17 protein-coding genes are annotated in these 19,125 nt (G+C 44.6%); 14 read left to right on the forward strand and 3 right to left on the reverse strand.

Annotated features, from left to right (window positions below):
- The first annotated feature begins 24 nt into the window (after positions 1-24).
- The 6 genes from P2W76_RS13960 to P2W76_RS13985 all read left to right on the forward strand — a co-directional run bounded on the left by P2W76_RS13960 (position 25) and on the right by P2W76_RS13985 (position 6,466).
- The gene (locus P2W76_RS13960) at positions 25-1,185 is read left to right on the forward strand and encodes a hypothetical protein (protein ID WP_276348458.1); all 1,161 of its coding nucleotides are present in this window, start codon (positions 25-27) and stop codon (positions 1,183-1,185) included.
- Positions 1,186-1,287: 102 nt separating this feature from the next.
- Positions 1,288-1,941, forward strand: a complete 654-nt coding sequence (locus P2W76_RS13965; protein WP_276348460.1) for a DUF2807 domain-containing protein — start codon at positions 1,288-1,290, stop codon at positions 1,939-1,941.
- 103 nt (positions 1,942-2,044) lie between these two features.
- Positions 2,045-2,623 (forward strand): RNA polymerase sigma-70 factor, encoded by a 579-nt coding sequence (locus P2W76_RS13970; RefSeq protein ID WP_276348461.1) that lies wholly within the window; start codon positions 2,045-2,047, stop codon positions 2,621-2,623.
- A gap of 14 nt (positions 2,624-2,637) precedes the next feature.
- Positions 2,638-3,591, forward strand: coding sequence for a FecR domain-containing protein (locus tag P2W76_RS13975; protein WP_276348462.1), 954 nt, complete (start codon positions 2,638-2,640; stop codon positions 3,589-3,591).
- A 6-nt stretch (positions 3,592-3,597) separates the two neighbouring features.
- Positions 3,598-5,379 carry a hypothetical protein gene (locus P2W76_RS13980; RefSeq protein ID WP_276348463.1) on the forward strand — a complete coding sequence of 594 codons (1,782 nt, stop codon included), beginning with the start codon at positions 3,598-3,600 and terminating at the stop codon, positions 5,377-5,379.
- A gap of 100 nt (positions 5,380-5,479) precedes the next feature.
- Positions 5,480-6,466: a YafY family protein gene (locus P2W76_RS13985; RefSeq protein WP_276348464.1), complete on the forward strand. Its 987-nt coding sequence runs from the start codon at positions 5,480-5,482 to the stop codon at positions 6,464-6,466.
- An 80-nt stretch (positions 6,467-6,546) separates the two neighbouring features.
- Here the strand turns inward: P2W76_RS13985 and P2W76_RS13990 are convergent, their stop codons facing one another.
- Positions 6,547-7,149, reverse strand: coding sequence for an LEA type 2 family protein (locus P2W76_RS13990; protein WP_276348465.1), 603 nt, complete (start codon positions 7,147-7,149; stop codon positions 6,547-6,549).
- 169 nt (positions 7,150-7,318) lie between these two features.
- Here P2W76_RS13990 and P2W76_RS13995 point away from each other — a divergent pair, with 169 nt between their 5' ends.
- The 5 genes from P2W76_RS13995 to P2W76_RS14015 all read left to right on the forward strand — a co-directional run bounded on the left by P2W76_RS13995 (position 7,319) and on the right by P2W76_RS14015 (position 13,559).
- Positions 7,319-8,350 (forward strand): glycerophosphodiester phosphodiesterase family protein, encoded by a 1,032-nt coding sequence (locus P2W76_RS13995; RefSeq protein ID WP_276348466.1) that lies wholly within the window; start codon positions 7,319-7,321, stop codon positions 8,348-8,350.
- Positions 8,351-8,552: 202 nt separating this feature from the next.
- Complete coding sequence (locus P2W76_RS14000) at positions 8,553-8,882, forward strand: hypothetical protein (RefSeq protein ID WP_276348467.1); 330 nt, start codon at positions 8,553-8,555, stop codon at positions 8,880-8,882.
- A 45-nt stretch (positions 8,883-8,927) separates the two neighbouring features.
- Positions 8,928-9,605 carry a response regulator transcription factor gene (locus P2W76_RS14005; protein WP_276348468.1) on the forward strand — a complete coding sequence of 226 codons (678 nt, stop codon included), beginning with the start codon at positions 8,928-8,930 and terminating at the stop codon, positions 9,603-9,605.
- Positions 9,605-10,933 carry a HAMP domain-containing sensor histidine kinase gene (locus P2W76_RS14010; RefSeq protein WP_276348469.1) on the forward strand — a complete coding sequence of 443 codons (1,329 nt, stop codon included), beginning with the start codon at positions 9,605-9,607 and terminating at the stop codon, positions 10,931-10,933. The genes P2W76_RS14005 and P2W76_RS14010 overlap by 1 nt, the downstream gene beginning before the upstream one ends.
- A 133-nt stretch (positions 10,934-11,066) precedes the next feature.
- Complete coding sequence (locus tag P2W76_RS14015) at positions 11,067-13,559, forward strand: TonB-dependent receptor (RefSeq protein ID WP_276348470.1); 2,493 nt, start codon at positions 11,067-11,069, stop codon at positions 13,557-13,559.
- A 54-nt stretch (positions 13,560-13,613) separates the two neighbouring features.
- Here P2W76_RS14015 and P2W76_RS14020 read toward each other — a convergent pair whose 3' ends face one another.
- Complete coding sequence (locus tag P2W76_RS14020) at positions 13,614-14,285, reverse strand: arylesterase (protein WP_276348471.1); 672 nt, start codon at positions 14,283-14,285, stop codon at positions 13,614-13,616.
- A gap of 185 nt (positions 14,286-14,470) precedes the next feature.
- On the opposite strand from P2W76_RS14020, the gene P2W76_RS14025 reads away from it, so the two are divergent.
- Genes P2W76_RS14025 through crcB form a run of 3 tightly spaced genes read left to right on the forward strand, consistent with a single transcriptional unit; the run spans position 14,471 to position 18,136 of the window.
- Positions 14,471-15,190, forward strand: a complete 720-nt coding sequence (locus P2W76_RS14025) for an ABC transporter ATP-binding protein (RefSeq protein ID WP_276348472.1) — start codon at positions 14,471-14,473, stop codon at positions 15,188-15,190.
- Positions 15,177-17,744: an FtsX-like permease family protein gene (locus tag P2W76_RS14030; RefSeq protein WP_276348473.1), complete on the forward strand. Its 2,568-nt coding sequence runs from the start codon at positions 15,177-15,179 to the stop codon at positions 17,742-17,744. The genes P2W76_RS14025 and P2W76_RS14030 overlap by 14 nt, the downstream gene beginning before the upstream one ends.
- 11 nt (positions 17,745-17,755) lie before the next feature.
- Positions 17,756-18,136: a fluoride efflux transporter CrcB gene (gene crcB, locus P2W76_RS14035; protein ID WP_276348474.1), complete on the forward strand. Its 381-nt coding sequence runs from the start codon at positions 17,756-17,758 to the stop codon at positions 18,134-18,136.
- A 105-nt stretch (positions 18,137-18,241) separates the two neighbouring features.
- Here the strand turns inward: crcB and P2W76_RS14040 are convergent, their stop codons facing one another.
- A complete protein-coding gene (locus tag P2W76_RS14040; RefSeq protein WP_276348475.1) occupies positions 18,242-19,090 on the reverse strand; it encodes a neutral zinc metallopeptidase in 849 nt (282 codons plus the stop codon).
- Positions 19,091-19,125 lie beyond the last annotated feature (35 nt).

The following is a 19,125-nucleotide window of genomic DNA, read 5'->3' on the forward strand; positions in this document are numbered from 1 at the left end:
GTCTCATCCCAAAATACAACAAAAATGAAAGTACAAATTACACAATCAAAATTAGAGCGGGTCTTAAAGATCCTTATTGCGCTGCTTGTATTCATGGCATTTTATCTTAATTCAAATGCCCAGGTAGTTATTGCAGATAAGGTTAACATTGGCCTGATTTATCCGATCAGTACCAATGGTACACATGCTGCTGCGGATACGAATGTTTTCTCATTTAACCTGCTGGCGGGTGTTTCGGCGGCTGAAAAGGGTTTTACATTTGCCGGTTTCTCAAATGTAGTGCGCCACGATGCCAGGGGTATGCAATTCGCCGGTTTTTCAAATCATGTTGGTAAGAAGGCAGAAGGAATGATGTTCGCCGGCTTCATGAATATTTATGGCGAAAGTAAAGGCCTGGCTTTTGCCGGGTTCGCCAACATAGCCAGGAAGAATATTGAGGGCGCCCAGTTTTCGGGTTTTTTAAACCGGGCAGCTGATGTTAAGGGTACACAATTCGGTGGCTTTTCAAACGTCGCCCGCAATCTAACCGGAACCCAGGTAGCAGGGTTCAACAACGTTGGCCGTCAGGTAAAGGGCACTCAATTAGCAGGATTCAGCAACACAGCCGGTGATGTGCAGGGCTCGCAAGTTGCCGGTTTTATCAATGTAGCGAAAAAGGTTAAAGGAGTACAGCTGGCGGGTTTTATCAATATCGCTGACAGCAGCGACCACCCTATTGGCATTATTAATATCATTAAGAATGGCGAGAAATCAATCGGTTTTAGTGTGGATGAAAGTCAGACAGGAATAGCTTCGTTCCGTTCAGGCGGGAGGGTCTTTTATGGGATCATAGGCGCTGGCTATAATTTTAAGAACGAAGAGGAGGTTTATGCTTTTGAGCTGGGTTTCGGCGCTCACATGATACATACGGGTGCATTCAGGATCAAGGCCGAGCTAAGTGTACTTACCCTGGAAAGCTTCTGGTCGGGAGAATACTTTAAGAACTCATTTAAACTGCTGCCCTCCGTCAGGCCGGGTAAACACATCGAGATCTTCGGAGGACCGGTATTCAGTTATGTAAACACAAATACTACGGAAGGACGGGGATTGACCAGCAAATACATTAAAACCTGGGAGAACAGGTGGGGGAATAACTTCGAGGGGATCTATGTGGGATATACTGCGGGAGTGAATATTCTTTTTTAGAGCCAAGAATCAAGAATCAAGAATCAAGACGCTGGACGGAAACCATTAGCCATTACCAATTACCTATTAACCATTAACCATTACCCATTAACAACACATATTATGAGAACTACATTATTATTTATTGCAATTATCAGTTTATTCAGCATTTCGTGTACTAAGGACAGGCTGACTGCTGATGGCAATGTTATAACTGAAATACGTAAGCCAGGTACTTTTACCGGGGTACACAGCAGCGGGGCAAATCCGGTTACGATTACGTACGGAGCAGAATACAAAGTGGAGATCAAAGGCTCTGCGAATCTGATCCCAAGATATAAATCGAATATCCACAATGGCGTGTTGAATATCGGTTATGAACATGTCAATGTCCAGGATGACGATATTGAAGTATTTGTTACACTCCCTGCACTAAAGAAAGCCTCAATGAGCGGCAGCGGCAGGCTGTGGATTGACGGCAATTTCCCGGCACAGGATATCTTCCGTTTAAGTATCAGTGGCTCATCTAAAACTACTGTGCGGGGCTTCTTTGCCGCGGACGAGGTAAATGTTGACATTTCGGGATCGGGTGATGCTCACCTTGAAAATATACAGGCAAAAAGAGGTGATGTAAGAATCAGCGGCAGCGGTGACGTAAGGATGACGGTTCAGAACTCACTTAAAGCCCGGATCAGCGGCAGCGGCAAAGTTTATTATACCGGCAATGCGACTGTTGATTCAGAAGTCAGTGGCAGTGGGTCAGTGATTAAGTTATAGTTAAGTGCGGTGCAGGTACACGATGAAAACAGACACCATCCCGTGATGTAACAAATCATTCAGATGCAATATCTAAATCTGATATATTTGGCAACATTAACAGGTGGAATTAGCAGTAACAAACACAGGCGGTGCCGCACCCGGGTATGACGATAATGCTTTTGAGCAATTGTTTAAAGCTCATTTTAAAGCGCTGCATTCTTATGCCAGTATAATGCTTCATCACGACAGCCATGCTGAAGAGGTCGTACAGAATATGTTTGTAAGATTATGGGAAAAAAGGGATTTGCTCGATGTGCAAACATCCGTAAAAGCGTACCTCTATAAGTGTGTCTACAACGATTGCCTGAATTATATTAAGCATAAAAAGATCAAAACGAAGTACCAGGACCACGCGGCTTTTACAATGAATGATCAAGTCGAAAATACCTCAGATAGATTAGTGCTCGGGGAATTGCAGGATCGACTACAGGAAGCCATGAACGAACTGCCTGAGCAGTGCCGGACTATCTTCCAAATGAGCCGTTTTGAAGAGCTGAAATATAGGGAAATTGCTGAAGAGCTGGGCTTGTCAATCAAGACAGTCGAAAACCAGATGGGCAAGGCTTTACGTATCCTTAGGGTAAAACTGGTTGATTTTCTGCCGATATTATTATTGTTTATGCATTACAAAGATCTATAGAATGGAGGCAGCGCATGAATGATGACCTGATCATAAAATATCTTTTAAAGGAAGCCGGTCCGGAAGAGGAGGCTGAGGTTAATGAATGGATTTCTGCCAGCCCTGAGAACAAAAGGGAATTCTCGCGATTTGAGCTAATATGGAACAGCAGCAAAAAGCTTGAAGAAAAAAGTGCTGTTGATCCGGAAGCAGCCTGGGCCAGTTTTAAAACGAGAGTATCCAAGCCTGCAGGCGGGCAAACGCCGGCGCGTAAACTAACGCAGCGTTATAGCTGGCTGAGCGTAGCCGCCGTATTATTCATTGTTGCGGGCGCATGGTTTTTTTATTCAGTTTTTAGCAATGGATATGAAAGTATTGAAGCCGGAAAACTTGTGCGGAAGGAAGTATTTCCAGATGGATCTGAGGTAACCCTTAACCGGAACACCTTAATTTCTTACCGCAAGAATTTCAAGGGCGAAACACGTAGTGTAAAGCTTGAAAATGGCGAAGCGTTCTTTCATGTTAGCCCTGATAAATCCAAACCTTTTGTCATTGAGGCCGACGATGTGACTGTAACAGTGCTGGGCACCTCATTCAACGTAAAACACATTAATAAAACCACGGAGGTGATAGTTGAGACTGGTATTGTTCGTGTAAGTATGAACCAGCAGGCGATTGAATTGAGAGCGGGTGAAAAAGTTTTAATCCGGGGTACTGATACCAGCCTTCATAAAGAAGCAAACACAGACCAGCTTTATAACTACTACAGAAGTAAACTGTTTGTTGCGGATAACACCCCCCTATGGCGCGTAGTGGAAATTCTTAATGAGGCGTACGACAGCAATATCATAATTGGAAACGATCAGATTAAGGATCTGCCATTAAATGTCACCTTTAAGGACGAACCGCTGGATAAAATACTCAACGTGATCACTCAAACCTTTAAGATAAGCGCTGTTAAAGAGGATGGTAAAATTATACTCCGATAATTCGTGATGACTAAAAAAGCTGCTGCTCTGTTGCTCTTTTTAAGCATTGTATTTACTCTGCAAGCCCAGCATACTTCGGATATCCCCAATTTGTATAAACGGATCTCACTTGATATTGTGCAACAGCCTGTGGGTGAGGTTTTGGAGCAGATCAGCAAAAAGGGCGGCTTTTATTTTTCCTATAGCGGTAATGCCTTTAACCGCGACAGCCTGATCAGTATAGCCGTAAAGAACCAGCCTGTCAGGGATATTCTCGACAGGATTTTTTTGGGAAAGGTAGATTACCGCGAAAGTAGCAGATATATAATTCTAAGGTCCACGCTGCTTCATTTTGCAATCGAACCCGAGACCATAAAAACTGATTCAAAACATTACCTGATCACCGGGAAGGTAGTTGATGTTCATACCGGAAAAAATGTCGCAGATGCCAGTGTATATGAAAAGCGCTTACTTGAATCTACCCTCACTAATAAGGAAGGATATTTCCGGATGCGAATCAGGGGTGAATTCCAATCGGTTATTTTAACGGTAAGCAAAGAAGCATATCGTGACACAAGCATTATGTTTCTTTCCACTGTGACGATCAAGCCTGAGGGTTATGTCTATAGTGACGAGGATAATTCCAGTTACGTGTCTAATATTGTTGAGCGTCTCGGTATCGGGAGATTTCTCGTTTCGGCGAAACAGCAGATCCAGAGTTTAAATCTTGCCGGCTTTATGGCCAGGAGCCCTTTTCAGGCCTCCCTGCTGCCGGGTTTAAGTTCGCACGGAATGTTTAGTCCGCAGGTTGTGAACAAGGCATCGTTGAATGTTTTTGGCGGCTACACCGCCGGGGTTAACGGTGTAGAAGTTGCAGGTTTGTTTAACATCAATAAAGGTGATGTAAGGCATTTCCAGGCTGCGGGGCTGACTAACCTGGTTGGGGGATCTGTTCATGGTTTTCAGGCTGGCGGCGTATTAAATTCCGTTCTGGATAGCGTACACGGTTTTCAGGCAGCAGGTGTTGTAAACGATGTGCGGATGAATATGGACGGCTGGCAGGCTGCGGGAGTTCTTAATCATGTTCGTAAAAATCTAAAGGGTGTGCAGGTATCAGGGGTCGCGAATCTGGTATCTAATAATTCAGGAGGAATTCAAGTCAGCGGAATCGCTAACCTGGCTAAAAGTGCCAAAGGAATTCAAATTTCGGGGATAGGAAACGTCGCCCGGCAGGAAATGCGGGGTTTACAGCTGGCAGGCATCTTTAATTATGCTAAAAAGATGAACGGTGTACAACTTGGGCTTATTAATGTTGCCGACAGCTCGTCGGGCGTTAGTATAGGCCTGATCAACTGGGTGAATAAAGGTTATCATAAAGTCAGCCTTTCCGCTAACGACGTCTTCAATTACCAATTGGGCATCAAGACCGGAAATGCCAGATTGTATTCTATACTTATAGCCTCGGCTACTTTTAAAGAAGGTGAAAAAGTTTATTCGGCCGGCTTGGGTTTCGGACATGATTTTATTTTTAATAACACATTATCTGCTGCTGCAGAAATATCATCGCAGGGCTTATATCTGGGGAATTTCGATTCGGCAAACATCCTCAGTAAGGCTCAGCTTAATGTCCAGGTTAAGGTAATGAAAGGTATCAGCCTGTTCGCCGGCCCGGCTTATAATGTTTACCATACGGATCCCGCAGTGTCAAGTGCCAGTGGGTTTAAAAATAGAATTGGCCCACTCAGGTCCGGTGTTAATAGATCGGCGAGAGGATGGATGGGCTGGAATGCTGGAATTACCTTATTGTGAGCCACATTTCCCCGGCTCCAGGCGGGGGTGTTGCTCCGGCTTCAATTAGAACTGATTTTAATATCTTCGTCAGGCGGATTTCTCTCTTCCGTTTATTACTATGAACCGCATCGATCGTATTTCCGCAATCCTGATCCACCTGCAGTCGCGTAAGATTGTAAAAGCACAGGATATCGCCGACCGGTTTGAAATTAGTCTTCGAACGGTTTACAGGGATATCAGGACGCTCGAACAGGCGGGAATACCGATCATTGGCGAGGCCGGACTCGGTTATTCCCTTGTTGAGGGTTACCGGCTTCCCCCCGTTATGTTCAGCCCGGAAGAGGCGCTCGCATTTCTGACCGCTGAGAAACTCGTTGCCCGGTTAACCGACGGGCCCAACGCCGATAATTATAGTTCTGCCATGTATAAGATCAAGGCTGTTCTCGATCAGGACAAAAAAGATCTTCTGCAGAATATTGGTGATCACATCGAAGTTTTCAGAAGAACTGGTAATGAAGGGATCCAGCCCGACCTGAACCTTATGCAGCCGATTTTGAAAAGTATCGATCAGAAAAAGGTGCTGGAGATTAAATATCATGCCCGGTATAACCAGCAGAAAACAGAACGGTTAGTCGAGCCTCTGGGTGTCTTTTATAACGATAATAGCTGGCATCTGATCGCATTTTGTCAAATGAGAGCTGACTACCGGGATTTTCGTCTTGACAGGATCTCATGCATGGAATTGACAAACAAAGGCTTCTCCGGGGAACATCAGACCCTGAAGGAATACCTCGAAAGGTACAATGTCGAAAATACTCAAAATCAGCATCTCCCTCTTGTTGTAATAAGAGTCCGTAAAGACAAGGCGTACTGGCTTGATAACCAGAAGTATCATCAGGGCTTTGTCTCGCAAACGGAATATGAAGAAGAGGTCGAAATGACGTTTTTAAGCTCGTCTTTATATGCATTCGCCCGGTGGTATATGATGTTTGGCGATCACGCGCAAATTATGCAGCCGGAAGGCTTGAAGGACGAGGTGAGGAAGTTGCTGGTTAAAATAGCTGAGAAAGTTGAGAGTGATCAAGGAGCACAGATCAAGGAATAAGGACTTATCCAGATTGTGATTAAACCGGACATCCTTATTTACGGTAATGCGTCCTTATTCTTTGCTCCTTGTTCCTTACTCTAAAACAGGATCTTACTGCTAACTTCCTTATCAATTGTAATATAGCCGGGGTACTTAACCAGTTTGCCGCCTACATCAATCGTTGGTTTAATTTTGATTGTTACAACACCCTTACGTTCTGCTGCGCCGCTTTCACCTCCGCGGACAAAGTCCAGTATCTCTTCCATGGTCTTTCCGTTTGACAGGAAAGAATAAATATTAGAGTTTACCCTTACCGGGACTTCTGTGGTACCGCCCGCCGGTACGGTCACTCTCTGGTTCACAAAGCCGTTTGCAATTTCCTGGTTCTTGATCAATACGATGTAATCGAACTGATTAATCGCGGCTTCAGTACTCGTTGGGTTGCTGATTTTGAGATTTACACGTGCTTTCAACGGTATATTCTTTCTGAAGAGTGCAAGCGCAAGCTCTGGCATATTGCTGATCTCGAAGTTTCTGTTCTTTACCATTTGGCTTACATCCCTCCCGACAAGGTAAATGCTGTCTGCTGAACTTATCTCATAAGTGCATTTTTCAAGTGCTTCGATCTGACGGGCTTGCTTATTTAAACCGCAGCCTGCAACAAATATCGCTGCAAGGCAAAAGATGATGATCCGTTTCATAGGGGACTTAACGCTGAATTCGTGCCAAACTTATTAAAACCCGGTTATATCTAAGGTATTTTATGCAAAACCACAAAATTTAAATCTCAGTGGAATGATTAACGTAAAATTCACAATAGGTAAGTAACTTTACTGTTTATCCAGAAAGCATTTTTACAATAAGCAACATATGAAATTATCGAAATCAATTTACCTGTTCATTGCCTTTATCATTATTTCAATCACATCTTTCGCCCAGCAAAAAATGTCCATACTAATAAGCAATCATACCTTTTCTTCCGGCAAACCGGAAGTAGGGACTTTGCATATAGTATCAACAGGAAATGCAGCATTTAAACTTAAGGGGAAAGACGCGAAAAAATTCATCCTGGCCGGCAACAAACTATCTGTAAAAAAAGAATATATTAAACCGGATGTAAAATGGTACGACGTTACTGTTGAAGCCAAAACCGGGTCTTCAAAAGCAAAGGAAAGCTTCAGGATTGTCCATGATCAATTCATAACAAACAAGGTGATCGCTCACCGTGGGGCATGGAAAAATACCGGTGCTGCCGAAAATTCGATCGCAGCCCTGCAACATGCTATCAGGCTGGGCTGCCAGGGAAGTGAGTTTGATGTTCACATGACCGCGGATTCTGTCCCCGTAATAAACCATGACCCGACTATTCAGGGGCTCACCATTGCCTCGTCCTCATCAGATCAACTGGGAAAATTGAAGCTATCCAGCGGTGAGAACATGCCAACTCTTGAAGCATATATTAAAGCGGGCCTGGGGCAGAATAATACGAAGCTGGTACTCGAGATAAAGCCTACAACAAGCAAGGAACGAGCTTTGCAACTTACCCGGAAAGTAGTGCAGACGGTTAAGGAGCTGAAAGCACAAGCGTGGATAGACTATATCAGTTTCGATTATAATATTTGCCTGGAACTTAACAGGCTTGATCCTTATGCCCGTGTGGCATATTTGAATGGGGATAAGTCGCCGGCCGCCCTGGCGGCAGATAAACTTTGGGGCTTTGATTATCATTTTAATGTGTTTAAGAAAAATGAACACTGGATCGATGAAGCGAAGCAAAAAGGCCTGACGATAAATGCATGGACTGTAAATGATGAAGCAATGCTCAAATGGTTCCTGAGTAAAGACATCGATTTCATCACTACGAACGAACCGGAGCTTCTGCTGAAGCTGGTTAAAGATTGATCGACTATTCAATTATTAACTCCGCGTCTTCATAGCCCATTGAAATAATTTTGCATTCGCCCATGACCTTTATATCTTAATCTCGTATATTAAAGGATGGCGGGCATTGATTGGTTATCCTGAACTGCTTGTGTCGAATTGAATAATCTGATTTACTGATTGATTGCCTTTTTGAGGCGAACTTTCTTTATTTTTACTTACAATGAAATTTTTAAATGGTTATCGCATTGCATTGATTACAATCCTGGCTGCAATTTCGCCTTTTTTTTCGAACGCATCGGACGGGAGCATCGACAAGCCATTAAGACGTAATATCGCACATTCAGTCCTTACCTTGTTCCAGGACTCAGTTCCGGCAAGGAAAAAGCCACAGCCTAAACCTCAGGATACACGGCAGAAGCCGGCCCAGGATGTCAGGGATGGAAGAATTAAGGAAACTGACAGGCGTGCAATTAAGCAGGTTCCAAGGTCACTGCCAAAGCTGAAACCTCAGCCGGTTAGCGATAATGTAAAGATCAGAGGCCGCCAGTAAGGGCTGCGGAACGTCTTTTTTTTTTAAACTAACATCGGTTCTAATTTGAAAGTTCTCCTGATAGAAGATGAAAAGACGCTTGCTTACGAGATCGAAGCATTCCTGAAGAAAGCCTTTTACATCTGTGATATGGCTCACAATGCACAGAAAGGTCTTGAAATGCTGGGTATGAATCCTTACGACTTTATTCTGCTGGATCTGGGCCTACCAGATCTCGATGGGCTGAAAGTGCTTCAGGAGGCTAAGAAACTAAATCCGGATGCAGCTTATATTATTCTTACAGCACGCGGAAATATTGAAGATCGCATACTTGGATTGGATTTAGGTGCTGATGACTACCTTCCGAAGCCTTTCTCTTTGCTTGAGCTTCAATCAAGGATGCAGGCTATATCGCGGCGAAAGTTTAATCTCAATACACAGGAAATAAACCTGGGCGAATTTGTTCTGGACCTTCAGAAACGAGTAGTGAGCCACAATCAGAATGAAGTGGAGCTTACCCGCAAAGAGTTTGACCTTCTAAGCTATCTTCTTTTGCACAAGAATCGTGTGTTGACCCGGATGCAGCTAAGCGAACATATCTGGGGATCATTTGCGGATGATGATTACGATTCTAATTATATTGATGTACATATAAAAAATATCCGTAAGAAGTTGAGTGCATTCGGGCCCGTTGAGTGGCTTGAAACAGTTAGAGGAGTGGGATATAAAATAAGGAAGCACTAGTGAAACTTATCAGCAAGCTCACATTATTTGTTACTCTGTCAAAGCTTGCTGTCGTATTGCTTTTCGTCTTCACGCTGCCTTACCTGATCGGCGGCATTGCCCGTGACTATACCGACTCCTATTTGCGCCAGCAAAAGGAGAAAGTCCTCGATATAATAGCCCAAAATGGTGTAGACACTTATTTACAGGGAGACCAGAGTTATGGTAGTTATACCATGCTTAAGGAAGAATATATTTCCCTTGAACCGGTCGAAAATAACTTTAACGTTGACACTATTTATACTGACGAACGTATAATAGAGAATGATACTTTAAATTACAGGGTTCTGACCCATGCTTTTTTAGCCGGTGACAAAAAGTACCTGATGGAGGTCGGCAAAACTACGGCGACCATCGATCAATACAACCGCCCCCTGCAGAAGATAGCAACCTATGTGCTTCTCGGACTGATCTTGTTTACATTGATCATCGATCTTTTTTATACACGATTCCTTCTTCGCCCCCTCGGAAAGATAATCCGGACAAAGATCAGCAACAGAAAATTTCCCTTTAATGAAAACTCCAGGCCGATAAAAACCACGACCACCGATTTCAGGTATCTTGATATGTCTCTTATAAACCTTATGGAACAGATCCATGAGGCATTTGAAAAGGAACGGGAGTTCACAGCAAATGCATCCCATGAACTCATGACGCCAATAGGAATCCTGCAGAACAAGATCGAGAATCTTATGGGAGAACCTGAATTAGATCAGATGGTGCAGGAACGTTTGATTGGCATGCAGAGAACGCTGAACCGATTGAAGCGGATTGTCCATTCCCTGCTTCTCATTTCAAGAATCGACAACGACCAGTTCAGTAAAAATGAATCAGTTGGTCTGTACGAGATTTTCCTGGACATCGAAGAAGAGATCAGCCACAGGCTGATCGAGAAAGAAATAACATTAAGTATCGATATTTCGAAAAGCGTGACTCTCTCAGGAGTAAACAGAGACCTGATATTCCAGCTGATGTACAATCTCGTCAATAACGCCATAAGGTATAATAAGCAACAGGGATCGATCAGGATTGCGGATAAAATGATGGATGGCGGCTCCTGCATTATTACTATCACCGACTCAGGGATAGGTATTCCTGAGGAGGATATCAGCACGATATTTAACAGGTTTAAGAAAGCCAATAAATCGGAAGAAGCCGGAGGCTATGGCCTGGGCCTTTCTATCGTCAAAAGTATTGCCGACTATCACGGGATAAGCATAGAACTCAGGTCGGAGGTTGGTAAGGGAACTGAATTCCTGATTAGTTTTCCCTCCAAACTTATAGAATAGGTCTGCTCGCGCGAGCGGTTCGTCGGCCATTACAGGCCGTTTGTCTGAAATTCTGTTTTCGCTGTAACCAATATAAATATCCATCGTCTTATTTCCAGATATAAGGCCAGATTCAGAGGTGCCTTTAATCTAAATGAGGGTTTACTCCCTTAAAGACCAGTTAAATAATTCGATGATGAAACCTAAATACCTAAGCATACTGTTTATTTTCTCAGGCCTGATTTGTGTGTCAGCCAACTTGAAAGGGCAGAGTAAACTCCTTGGATCGAAAGTCAGCGGGACAGTTTTGGACGAGGAAAAAAAGCCGCTTGATTTTGCGACAATAAGCCTTATAAAGACGCCGGATTCTCTTTTACTAAGAACGGCGGTGAGCGGTCTTGACGGAAAATATTCTTTTGAAAGTCTGCCTGTGGGTACATACCGCGTGAATATAAGCATGGTAGGATTTACTAGAGTGCGTTCGAAGGAGTTTACTATTGACGAAGGCAGCAAGGTTGTAGACCTCGGTGAAATTGTAGTACCTAAGGATAGTAAGATGCTGGGTGAAATCAGGGTCCTTGCCGTTAAGCCATTTATTGAGCGTAAGATAGACAGGCTTGTTGTTAATGTGGAAAGCAGCAGCGTTTCAGCTGGATCGACTGCGCTGGAGGTGCTGCAAAAAGCACCTGGTGTTACCCTTGATCAGAATGACAACATAGCTATGCAGGGCAAGCAGGGTGTTCTCGTAATGCTTGACGGGAAGCAAACGTATATGAGTAATGCCGATGTAGCTAATATGCTTCGTAATATGCCCAGCACGCAGATCGAAACTATCGAGTTGATCACCAATCCATCCGCTAAATATGATGCCGCCGGCAACTCGGGGATCATCAATATTAAAACTAAAAAGAGCAACAGTGTGGGCACTAATGGTACGGTTACCGCCGGTGCGGGGATGGGCGATCACTACCGTGCAAATGGCGGCCTGTCTATCAACCACCGCAATAAAGACATAAACCTGTTTGGTAATTATAACTATTCAACGCGCGAACAGGGCCAGAATATGATCATTGACAGGATTGTTGCCAGCCAACCCGCAACAACATACTTCGGACAAACGGGGAGCTTCGTTCGTGATAATGATAATAACAACTTCAAAGCCGGTCTGGATATCTTCCTTAATAAAAAGAATACACTTGGTTTTCTTGTAAACGGGTACCTGAACTCAGGGTCTGAGATTTATAATAACACTACGCTTATCGGCCGTTCGTTCAGTCAGACTGACTCATCCGTTATAGCAGTAAATAATGCAAACAGCAGATACAGAAACATGGCTTATAATGCAAATTATAAAGCTACGCTTGATACAAGTGGCAAGGAGCTTTCTGTCGATCTTGATTATTCCCGGTATAACGGCAATGAGAAAACGCTCTATGACAACCGTTTTCATAACGCAAACGGTACTATAAAAGCACCGTCGTTCATACAGAACCGTACACCCTCGATCATAAATATAAAAGCGGTGAAAGCTGATTATTCCATGCCGTTTAGTAAAACAGTCAAGATGGAAGCCGGTATAAAAAGCAGCTGGGTTAAGACCGATAACGATTTCCAATTTGAAAGGCTTGTAAGTGATTCATGGCAGAATGATCCTGGAAGAAGCAACCAGTTTATCTATGACGAGAATGTTAACGCTGCGTATGTAAACATTAACAAGCAATATAAATCTACAAGTGTCCAGTTAGGGCTGAGAGCCGAACAAACTAATTCCAATGGCAACTCCATTACTACGGCTAAGGAAGTAAACCGCAGTTATATTGATGTTTTTCCGAGTGTATTTATAAATCAAACACTTTCAAAGGATCATGGCCTCGGGATTTCTTACAGCCGCAGGATAGATCGTCCGAGCTATGATGCGCTTAATCCATTCATGTTTTTCCTTGACCAGTATACTTATAATCAGGGTAACCCATTCCTGAACCCTCAATACACGAACAATTTTGAATTAAGCTACAATTACAAGAAGACTTACAGCCTGACTTTCAATTATAGCCTTACACGCGATGTGATCACAGAGGTGCTGCTTCCTGATACAGCAAAAAAGGCATTGTTTCAAACCAATGAGAATTTGGACAAACAGATCAATTACAGTGTAAACCTGAATGCTCCTGTTTCCTTGAGTAAATGGTGGAGTACAAGCAATAACGCTTCAGTTTTTTACCTGGGATTCCGGTCGCCCGATCTCCGGGGCCAGGACTTAAGTTCAGGCCGGGTTGCCCTGCAGTTTAACTCACAGCATAAGTTCGTAATCAGCCCGAGTCTTACGGGTGAGCTCAGCGGGGATTATACCTCGCCGATAGAATACGGTACACTTAAGATCAGCTCTCAGTATGCAGTAGACCTTGGATTAAGCAAATCTTTCATGAAGAAAAAGGCAAATGTGAAGCTTGCTTTAAGTGATGTGTTCAATACAAGGAAGCAAACGATCTCCAGTGCTTACGAAGGTCTTGACTACAATCTTGTGCAAAAGAACGAAACGCGTATCGGCAGACTGACCTTTACCTACCGCTTTGGAAGGAGCGAGATAAAGCCTGAGCGCCGACGCGCCACTGGTCTTGAGGACGAACAGAGACGCATTAAAAATTAATTTTAGTTTAGTTGATTGATTGGAAGGCGCCGGTTAGAAACCGGGCCTTTTTTATTAGAGCAAATCCTTCAGAACTACCCAGACATTTTCTGCAAGTATCTTATGTCCTGCCGGTGTCGGGTGAATTCCATCTGACTGGTTCATTTCTGCTATACCACCCACTTTATCAAGCAGAAAGGGTACCAACGCCATGTTGTTTTTGTCGGCAATGCGTTTAAAGATAACCTGAAACTCAGAAGTATATTTGGAACCCATGTTGGGAGGTACCTGCATCCCGGTCATTACGAGCTTCACGTCCGGGTACTTTATTTTGACCTGGTCCACGATACTCTGCAGGTTTTCTTCTGTTTCCGAAACAGGTATGCCTCTCAAGCCGTCGTTGGCTCCCAGTTCGAGCACAAAAACATCTACCTTTTGTTTAAGGATCCAGTTTATCCTGGCCTTACCGGCTGCGGTAGTTTCTCCGCTCAGGCCTGCATTAATTATTTTATAAGGAAGATTAAGGGAATCTATCTTGTCGCCTATAAGTGCGGGGAATGCCTCTTCGGGTTCAACACCAAGGCCCGCGGTTAAACTGTTTCCAAAGAACAGGATGGTTTTTTTTTGCGCGGTATCTGATACTGCTACGCTGTCTTTTTTAGCGGTATTTTCCCCCTGGTTGTTGCCGGTTCCACACGAAGTGACGATAAATAGAGATACGGCAAGATATAAGATGTTTTTAAGCATAATTTTTCTTTGATCACAAAATTACTGTTTCTGTGTGATACTCGCAGCTGATACATGATATGCATGTAACATCTGTTCTCAAACATCATCAAACAGAGGGTAATTTTTACAATACGCACATACTCACTAGCTTCAAATTCATTATTTTGCGCGGAAGGGGTAGACGTTAAATTAAAACAAACGCTGTGGGCACAATCCTAAATATACAGAACCTTACAAAAACGTATCAAAGCGGTGGAAGCACGCTCACGGTGCTCGACAATATAAGTTTTGCTTTGGAAGCAGGTTCAACCATGTCGATCGTTGGGCCATCGGGAAGCGGTAAAACGACCCTTCTGGGTTTGTGTGCCGGTTTAGACCGGTCAAGCTCAGGGATGGTGGAGTTAAACAACATCCGGCTGGACAACCTAACAGAAGATCAAAGGGCCCAGGTTAGAAATGAGCATGTCGGGTTTATTTTCCAAAACTTTCAATTGCTGCCCACACTGACTGCTATAGAGAATGTAATGGTTCCGCTGGAGTTAAGAGGGGAAAGGAATATCCGTTCGCATGCTGCAGACCTTTTGGATAAGGTTGGCCTGGCCGACCGCGCGCATCACTACCCAAGTCAGCTCTCTGGCGGTGAGCAGCAGCGTGTATCTTTGGCGAGGGCTTTTTCGAATTCTCCTAAAATTCTTTTTGCAGATGAACCCACCGGAAATCTGGATGCCGAAACGAGCGAGAAAGTAGTAAAGCTAATTTTTGACCTTAATAAAGAAGCCGGTACTACTTTGGTTCTGGTAACACACGATCTCGAAATGGCGTCAAAAACCCAGCGGATCATTCGGATTAAAGGCGGCGCATTGATTTCCGATGAATTAACTTCCTCCGGAATGCTTGACAAGAAAAATTATGCCGGAGGATAATATTGTGCCGTCAGTAGCTAAAAACAGCTTAAACTTCAGATGGCTGATCTTAATGGCGTGGCGTGATAGTCGCCGTAACCGCTCGCGCCTTTTTCTCTTTGTCTCTTCTATTATTCTGGGCATAGCTGCTATCGTTGCTATTTATTCCTTTGAATACAACCTGCGCCAGGATATCGATTCACAGGCAAAGAGTCTTCTTGGAGCAGACCTGGTCATAGAAACCAATAAGGCTGTAAAGGAGGATATTCGCCCGGTGCTTATGGCATTAGGAGACGAGCGTTCGGAGGAGCGGACCTTTGCGTCAATGATCTATTTCCCTAAGAACCAGGGAACACGGCTGGTTAATGTCAGAGCCTTGCAAGGCGCATATCCATATTACGGGTCAATTGAAACCAGTCCTGCAGGTGCGGGTACCTCTTTCCGTGCCAGCCGCTCTGCGCTGGTCGATAAAACCCTGATGCTTCAGTTCGATGCTAAGGTGGGCGACTCTGTCAAAGTTGGCGAACTTTCCTTCCGGATCGCCGGTGTGCTTAACAAAGCCCCTGGCCAAACAGGTTTTTCCGCATCTGTGGCACCGGTAGTGTATATCCCGCTCCGGTATCTTGAACAGACGGGCCTGTCGCAGAAAGGGAGCCGCATCAACTACAACTTTTATTTCAAATTTGCAGAGAACGTTAATGTAGACCTGCTCGCGGATAAACTTGAGCCACGTCTCGAGAAAGCAGAGATGGACGCCGAAACTGTAGAATCCCATAAGGAAGATACGGGCCGTTCATTCGAGGACATGACAGAGTTCCTAGCCCTTGTGGGTTTCGTGGCCCTGTTGCTGGGCTGCATCGGTGTCGCGAGTGCTATTCACATTTACATTCGTGAGAAGATCAATACTATTGCCATTCTACGCTGCCTGGGAGTAAGCTCAAAGCAGGCCTTTATTATTTACCTGATCCAGATCATAGGGATCGGTTTAATAGGCTCTGTTATCGGAGCTATTGTTGGAACGCTGATCCAGCAGTTTTTGCCGCTTGTGCTTGCCGATTTCCTGCCGGTGGAAATAACTGTGGCAATATCATGGGCCGCCATCACACAGGGCCTGTTGCTGGGCCTGGTCATTTCGATCCTGTTTGCGTTGCTTCCTTTGGTCTCTGTGAGAAATATATCGCCGCTGAACACGCTACGTATATCCTTTCAGGAAACGTCTCTGTTTAAAGACCCGGTCAAATGGCTCGTTTACCTCCTTATCGTTTCTTTCGTATTTGCGTTTACCTATTTTCAGATGGATTCGTTCAGAAAGACGATATATTTTACCGGGGGGGTACTGCTGGCGTTTTTGATCCTGTCTGCGTTGGCTTACCTGATGATGTGGCTTGCCCGGAAGTTCTTTCCATCCTCCTGGAGTTATTTGTGGCGTCAGGGCTTTGCAAATTTATTCCGGCCAAATAATCAAACGCTGATCCTTGTGGTATCTATCGGTTTGGGTACCGCCTTTATTTGTACTCTTTTCTTCGTTCAGGGTATCCTGATCAACCGGGTAACCATGTCGTCCAGCCAAAACCAGCCGAACATGGTGCTGTTTGATATTCAGGGCGAACAGCGGCAGGCAGTCAGGCAGCTTACACAGAGCATGAGCCTTCCCGTTATCCAGGAAGTTCCGATTGTCAATATGCGTATGACGGAAATTAAAGGGCGTAACGCAGCCAGCTTTAAAAACGACAGCACAGCCCGCGGGGCAAGGAGAGCGCTGGACCGTGAGTACAGGGTGACGTACCGGGATAGCCTTAGTGATTCGGAAAAAATAACAGAAGGAAAATGGACTGGAAGGGCCGGGCAGGGACAGCCGGTTTATGTATCACTTGAAGACGGATTTGCCCGCCGGATAGACGTTAAGATTGGGGACAAACTGACCTTCAACGTTCAGGGAACTCCTATGGAAACCGTTGTGGGGAGTATACGAAAAGTCGACTGGAACCGTATCCAAACAAATTTCTTGTTGATATTCCCGGCAGGGGTATTGGAGGATGCACCTCAGTTTCATGTCCTTCTAACGAAAGTTCCATCGAACGAGGTTTCTGCTAAATACCAACGCGCCGTTGTTAAAACATTCCCCAATATTTCGATGATAGATCTGGGCCTGGTACTGAGTGTGCTGGATGAGATCCTAACTAAAATGGGTTTTGTGATCCGGTTTATGGCGGCATTCAGTATCATCACAGGTTTGATCGTACTTATTGCGTCTGTTCTCATCAGTAAATATCAACGGATAAAAGAAAGTGTCTTACTAAGGACTCTTGGTGCAAGCCGTAAGCAGATCCTGATCATTACTGCGCTGGAATATTTTTTCCTGGGAGCGCTGGCAGCGGGCGCCGGTATAGTCTTAGCATTGCTTGCAAGCTGGGGATTAGCTAAATTTAGCTTCGAAACGACTTTTGCTCCTGAAATGCTGCCGGTTCTGGTATTGTTTGTCTTGATCTCATCTTTAACGGTGCTGATAGGATTGTTCAACAGCCGGGGAGTACTTAACAAGCCGCCTTTGGAGGTATTGAGAAGCGAAGTTTAAGAATCACCATCATGAGAATAGTCTTACTTATAGGTATTGGAAGTTTTATTGGAGGCATCGCTCGGTACCTGCTTTCTCAGCTTATTCAAAATAAAGCGCTCGTTACTTTCCCCTACGGTACGCTAGCGGTAAACATTGTAGGTTGTTTCCTTATCGGGATCGTATATGGGGTTGCGGAGAGATCCGGACTATCAAATGAATGGAGATTATTCATTGCTACCGGTATACTAGGTGGGTTTACAACTTTCTCAGCATTCTCATATGAGAGCATTAACCTGATGCGCGATGGCCAGGCCGGGGCTGCGTTGGTTTACATTGCGGCGAGTATTATGTTGGGACTGGCTGCTACTTTTATTGGGCTGTCAGTTGGGGCTTTGAGTAATGGGCAATGAGCAAAGAGCAAGGAGCTTTGAGCTATTTTCAGTTTTTTGTAAGCATAACTCAAAGCTCATTGCTCATTTCCCAAAGCTCATTTCCCAAAGCCCATAACTCAAAGCTCATAACTCATTACTGGAAAAAGTATCTCCCTGGCTAACATCACCTGTTTCATATCCTTTTTTAAACCACTTCATACGCTGTGCGGAGGTTCCGTGGGTAAATGAATCCGGTACCACGTGGCCCTGGGATCGTTTTTGGAGCCTGTCGTCGCCAATGGCGCTCGCTGCGGTAAGGGCTTCTTCAATATCCCCCTCTTCTAATACGCTCTGGCCGTCCTGTTGCAGGTTTTTAATATAATTGGCGTACACGCCTGCGTAGAAATCAGCCTGTAGTTCGAGTTTCACAGAGAGACGGTTGTATTCAGTCTCACTCACTTGTCCGCGCATGCCCTGGACCTTATCTGAAGTGCCCAGGAGGTTTTGCACATGGTGCCCCACTTCGTGGGCTATAACATAAGCCATCGGGAAATCCCCACCAGCGCCGAAACGATCTTTAAGTTCCTGCTGAAAGGTTAGATCCAGATAAACCCTGCTATCAGCCGGGCAGTAGAATGGACCGGTGGCTGAGCTGGCTGAACCACAGGCAGAAGATACGGAGTTATCGAACAGCACTATTGTAGGCCTTTCATACTGCATTCCCCTTTCATTGAATATGTTAGTCCACAGCTCATCAGTATCGGCCAATACAACATCAGCGAATTTTCCAGCATCATCAGTCGGCGAGCCGACTTTGCCTTCCTGAACAGAACCGCCGGCAGGAAGTTGCCCTAATAAGCCTGATAAGTCCTGGCCAAAAAGCAAACCTAAGATTACGACCAGGATTCCGCCGCCGCCAAGTGCAAGTCCGCCGCCGCCCATGCCTCGTCTGTCGTCAATATTTCCGCTTCCGCGTCTGCCTAACCATTTCATAAGAATATATTTAGTTTTGGTTTAACACTATGGGT

Source organism: Daejeonella sp. JGW-45, from assembly GCF_029360805.1.
Classification (GTDB): Bacteria; Bacteroidota; Bacteroidia; order Sphingobacteriales; family Sphingobacteriaceae; genus Daejeonella.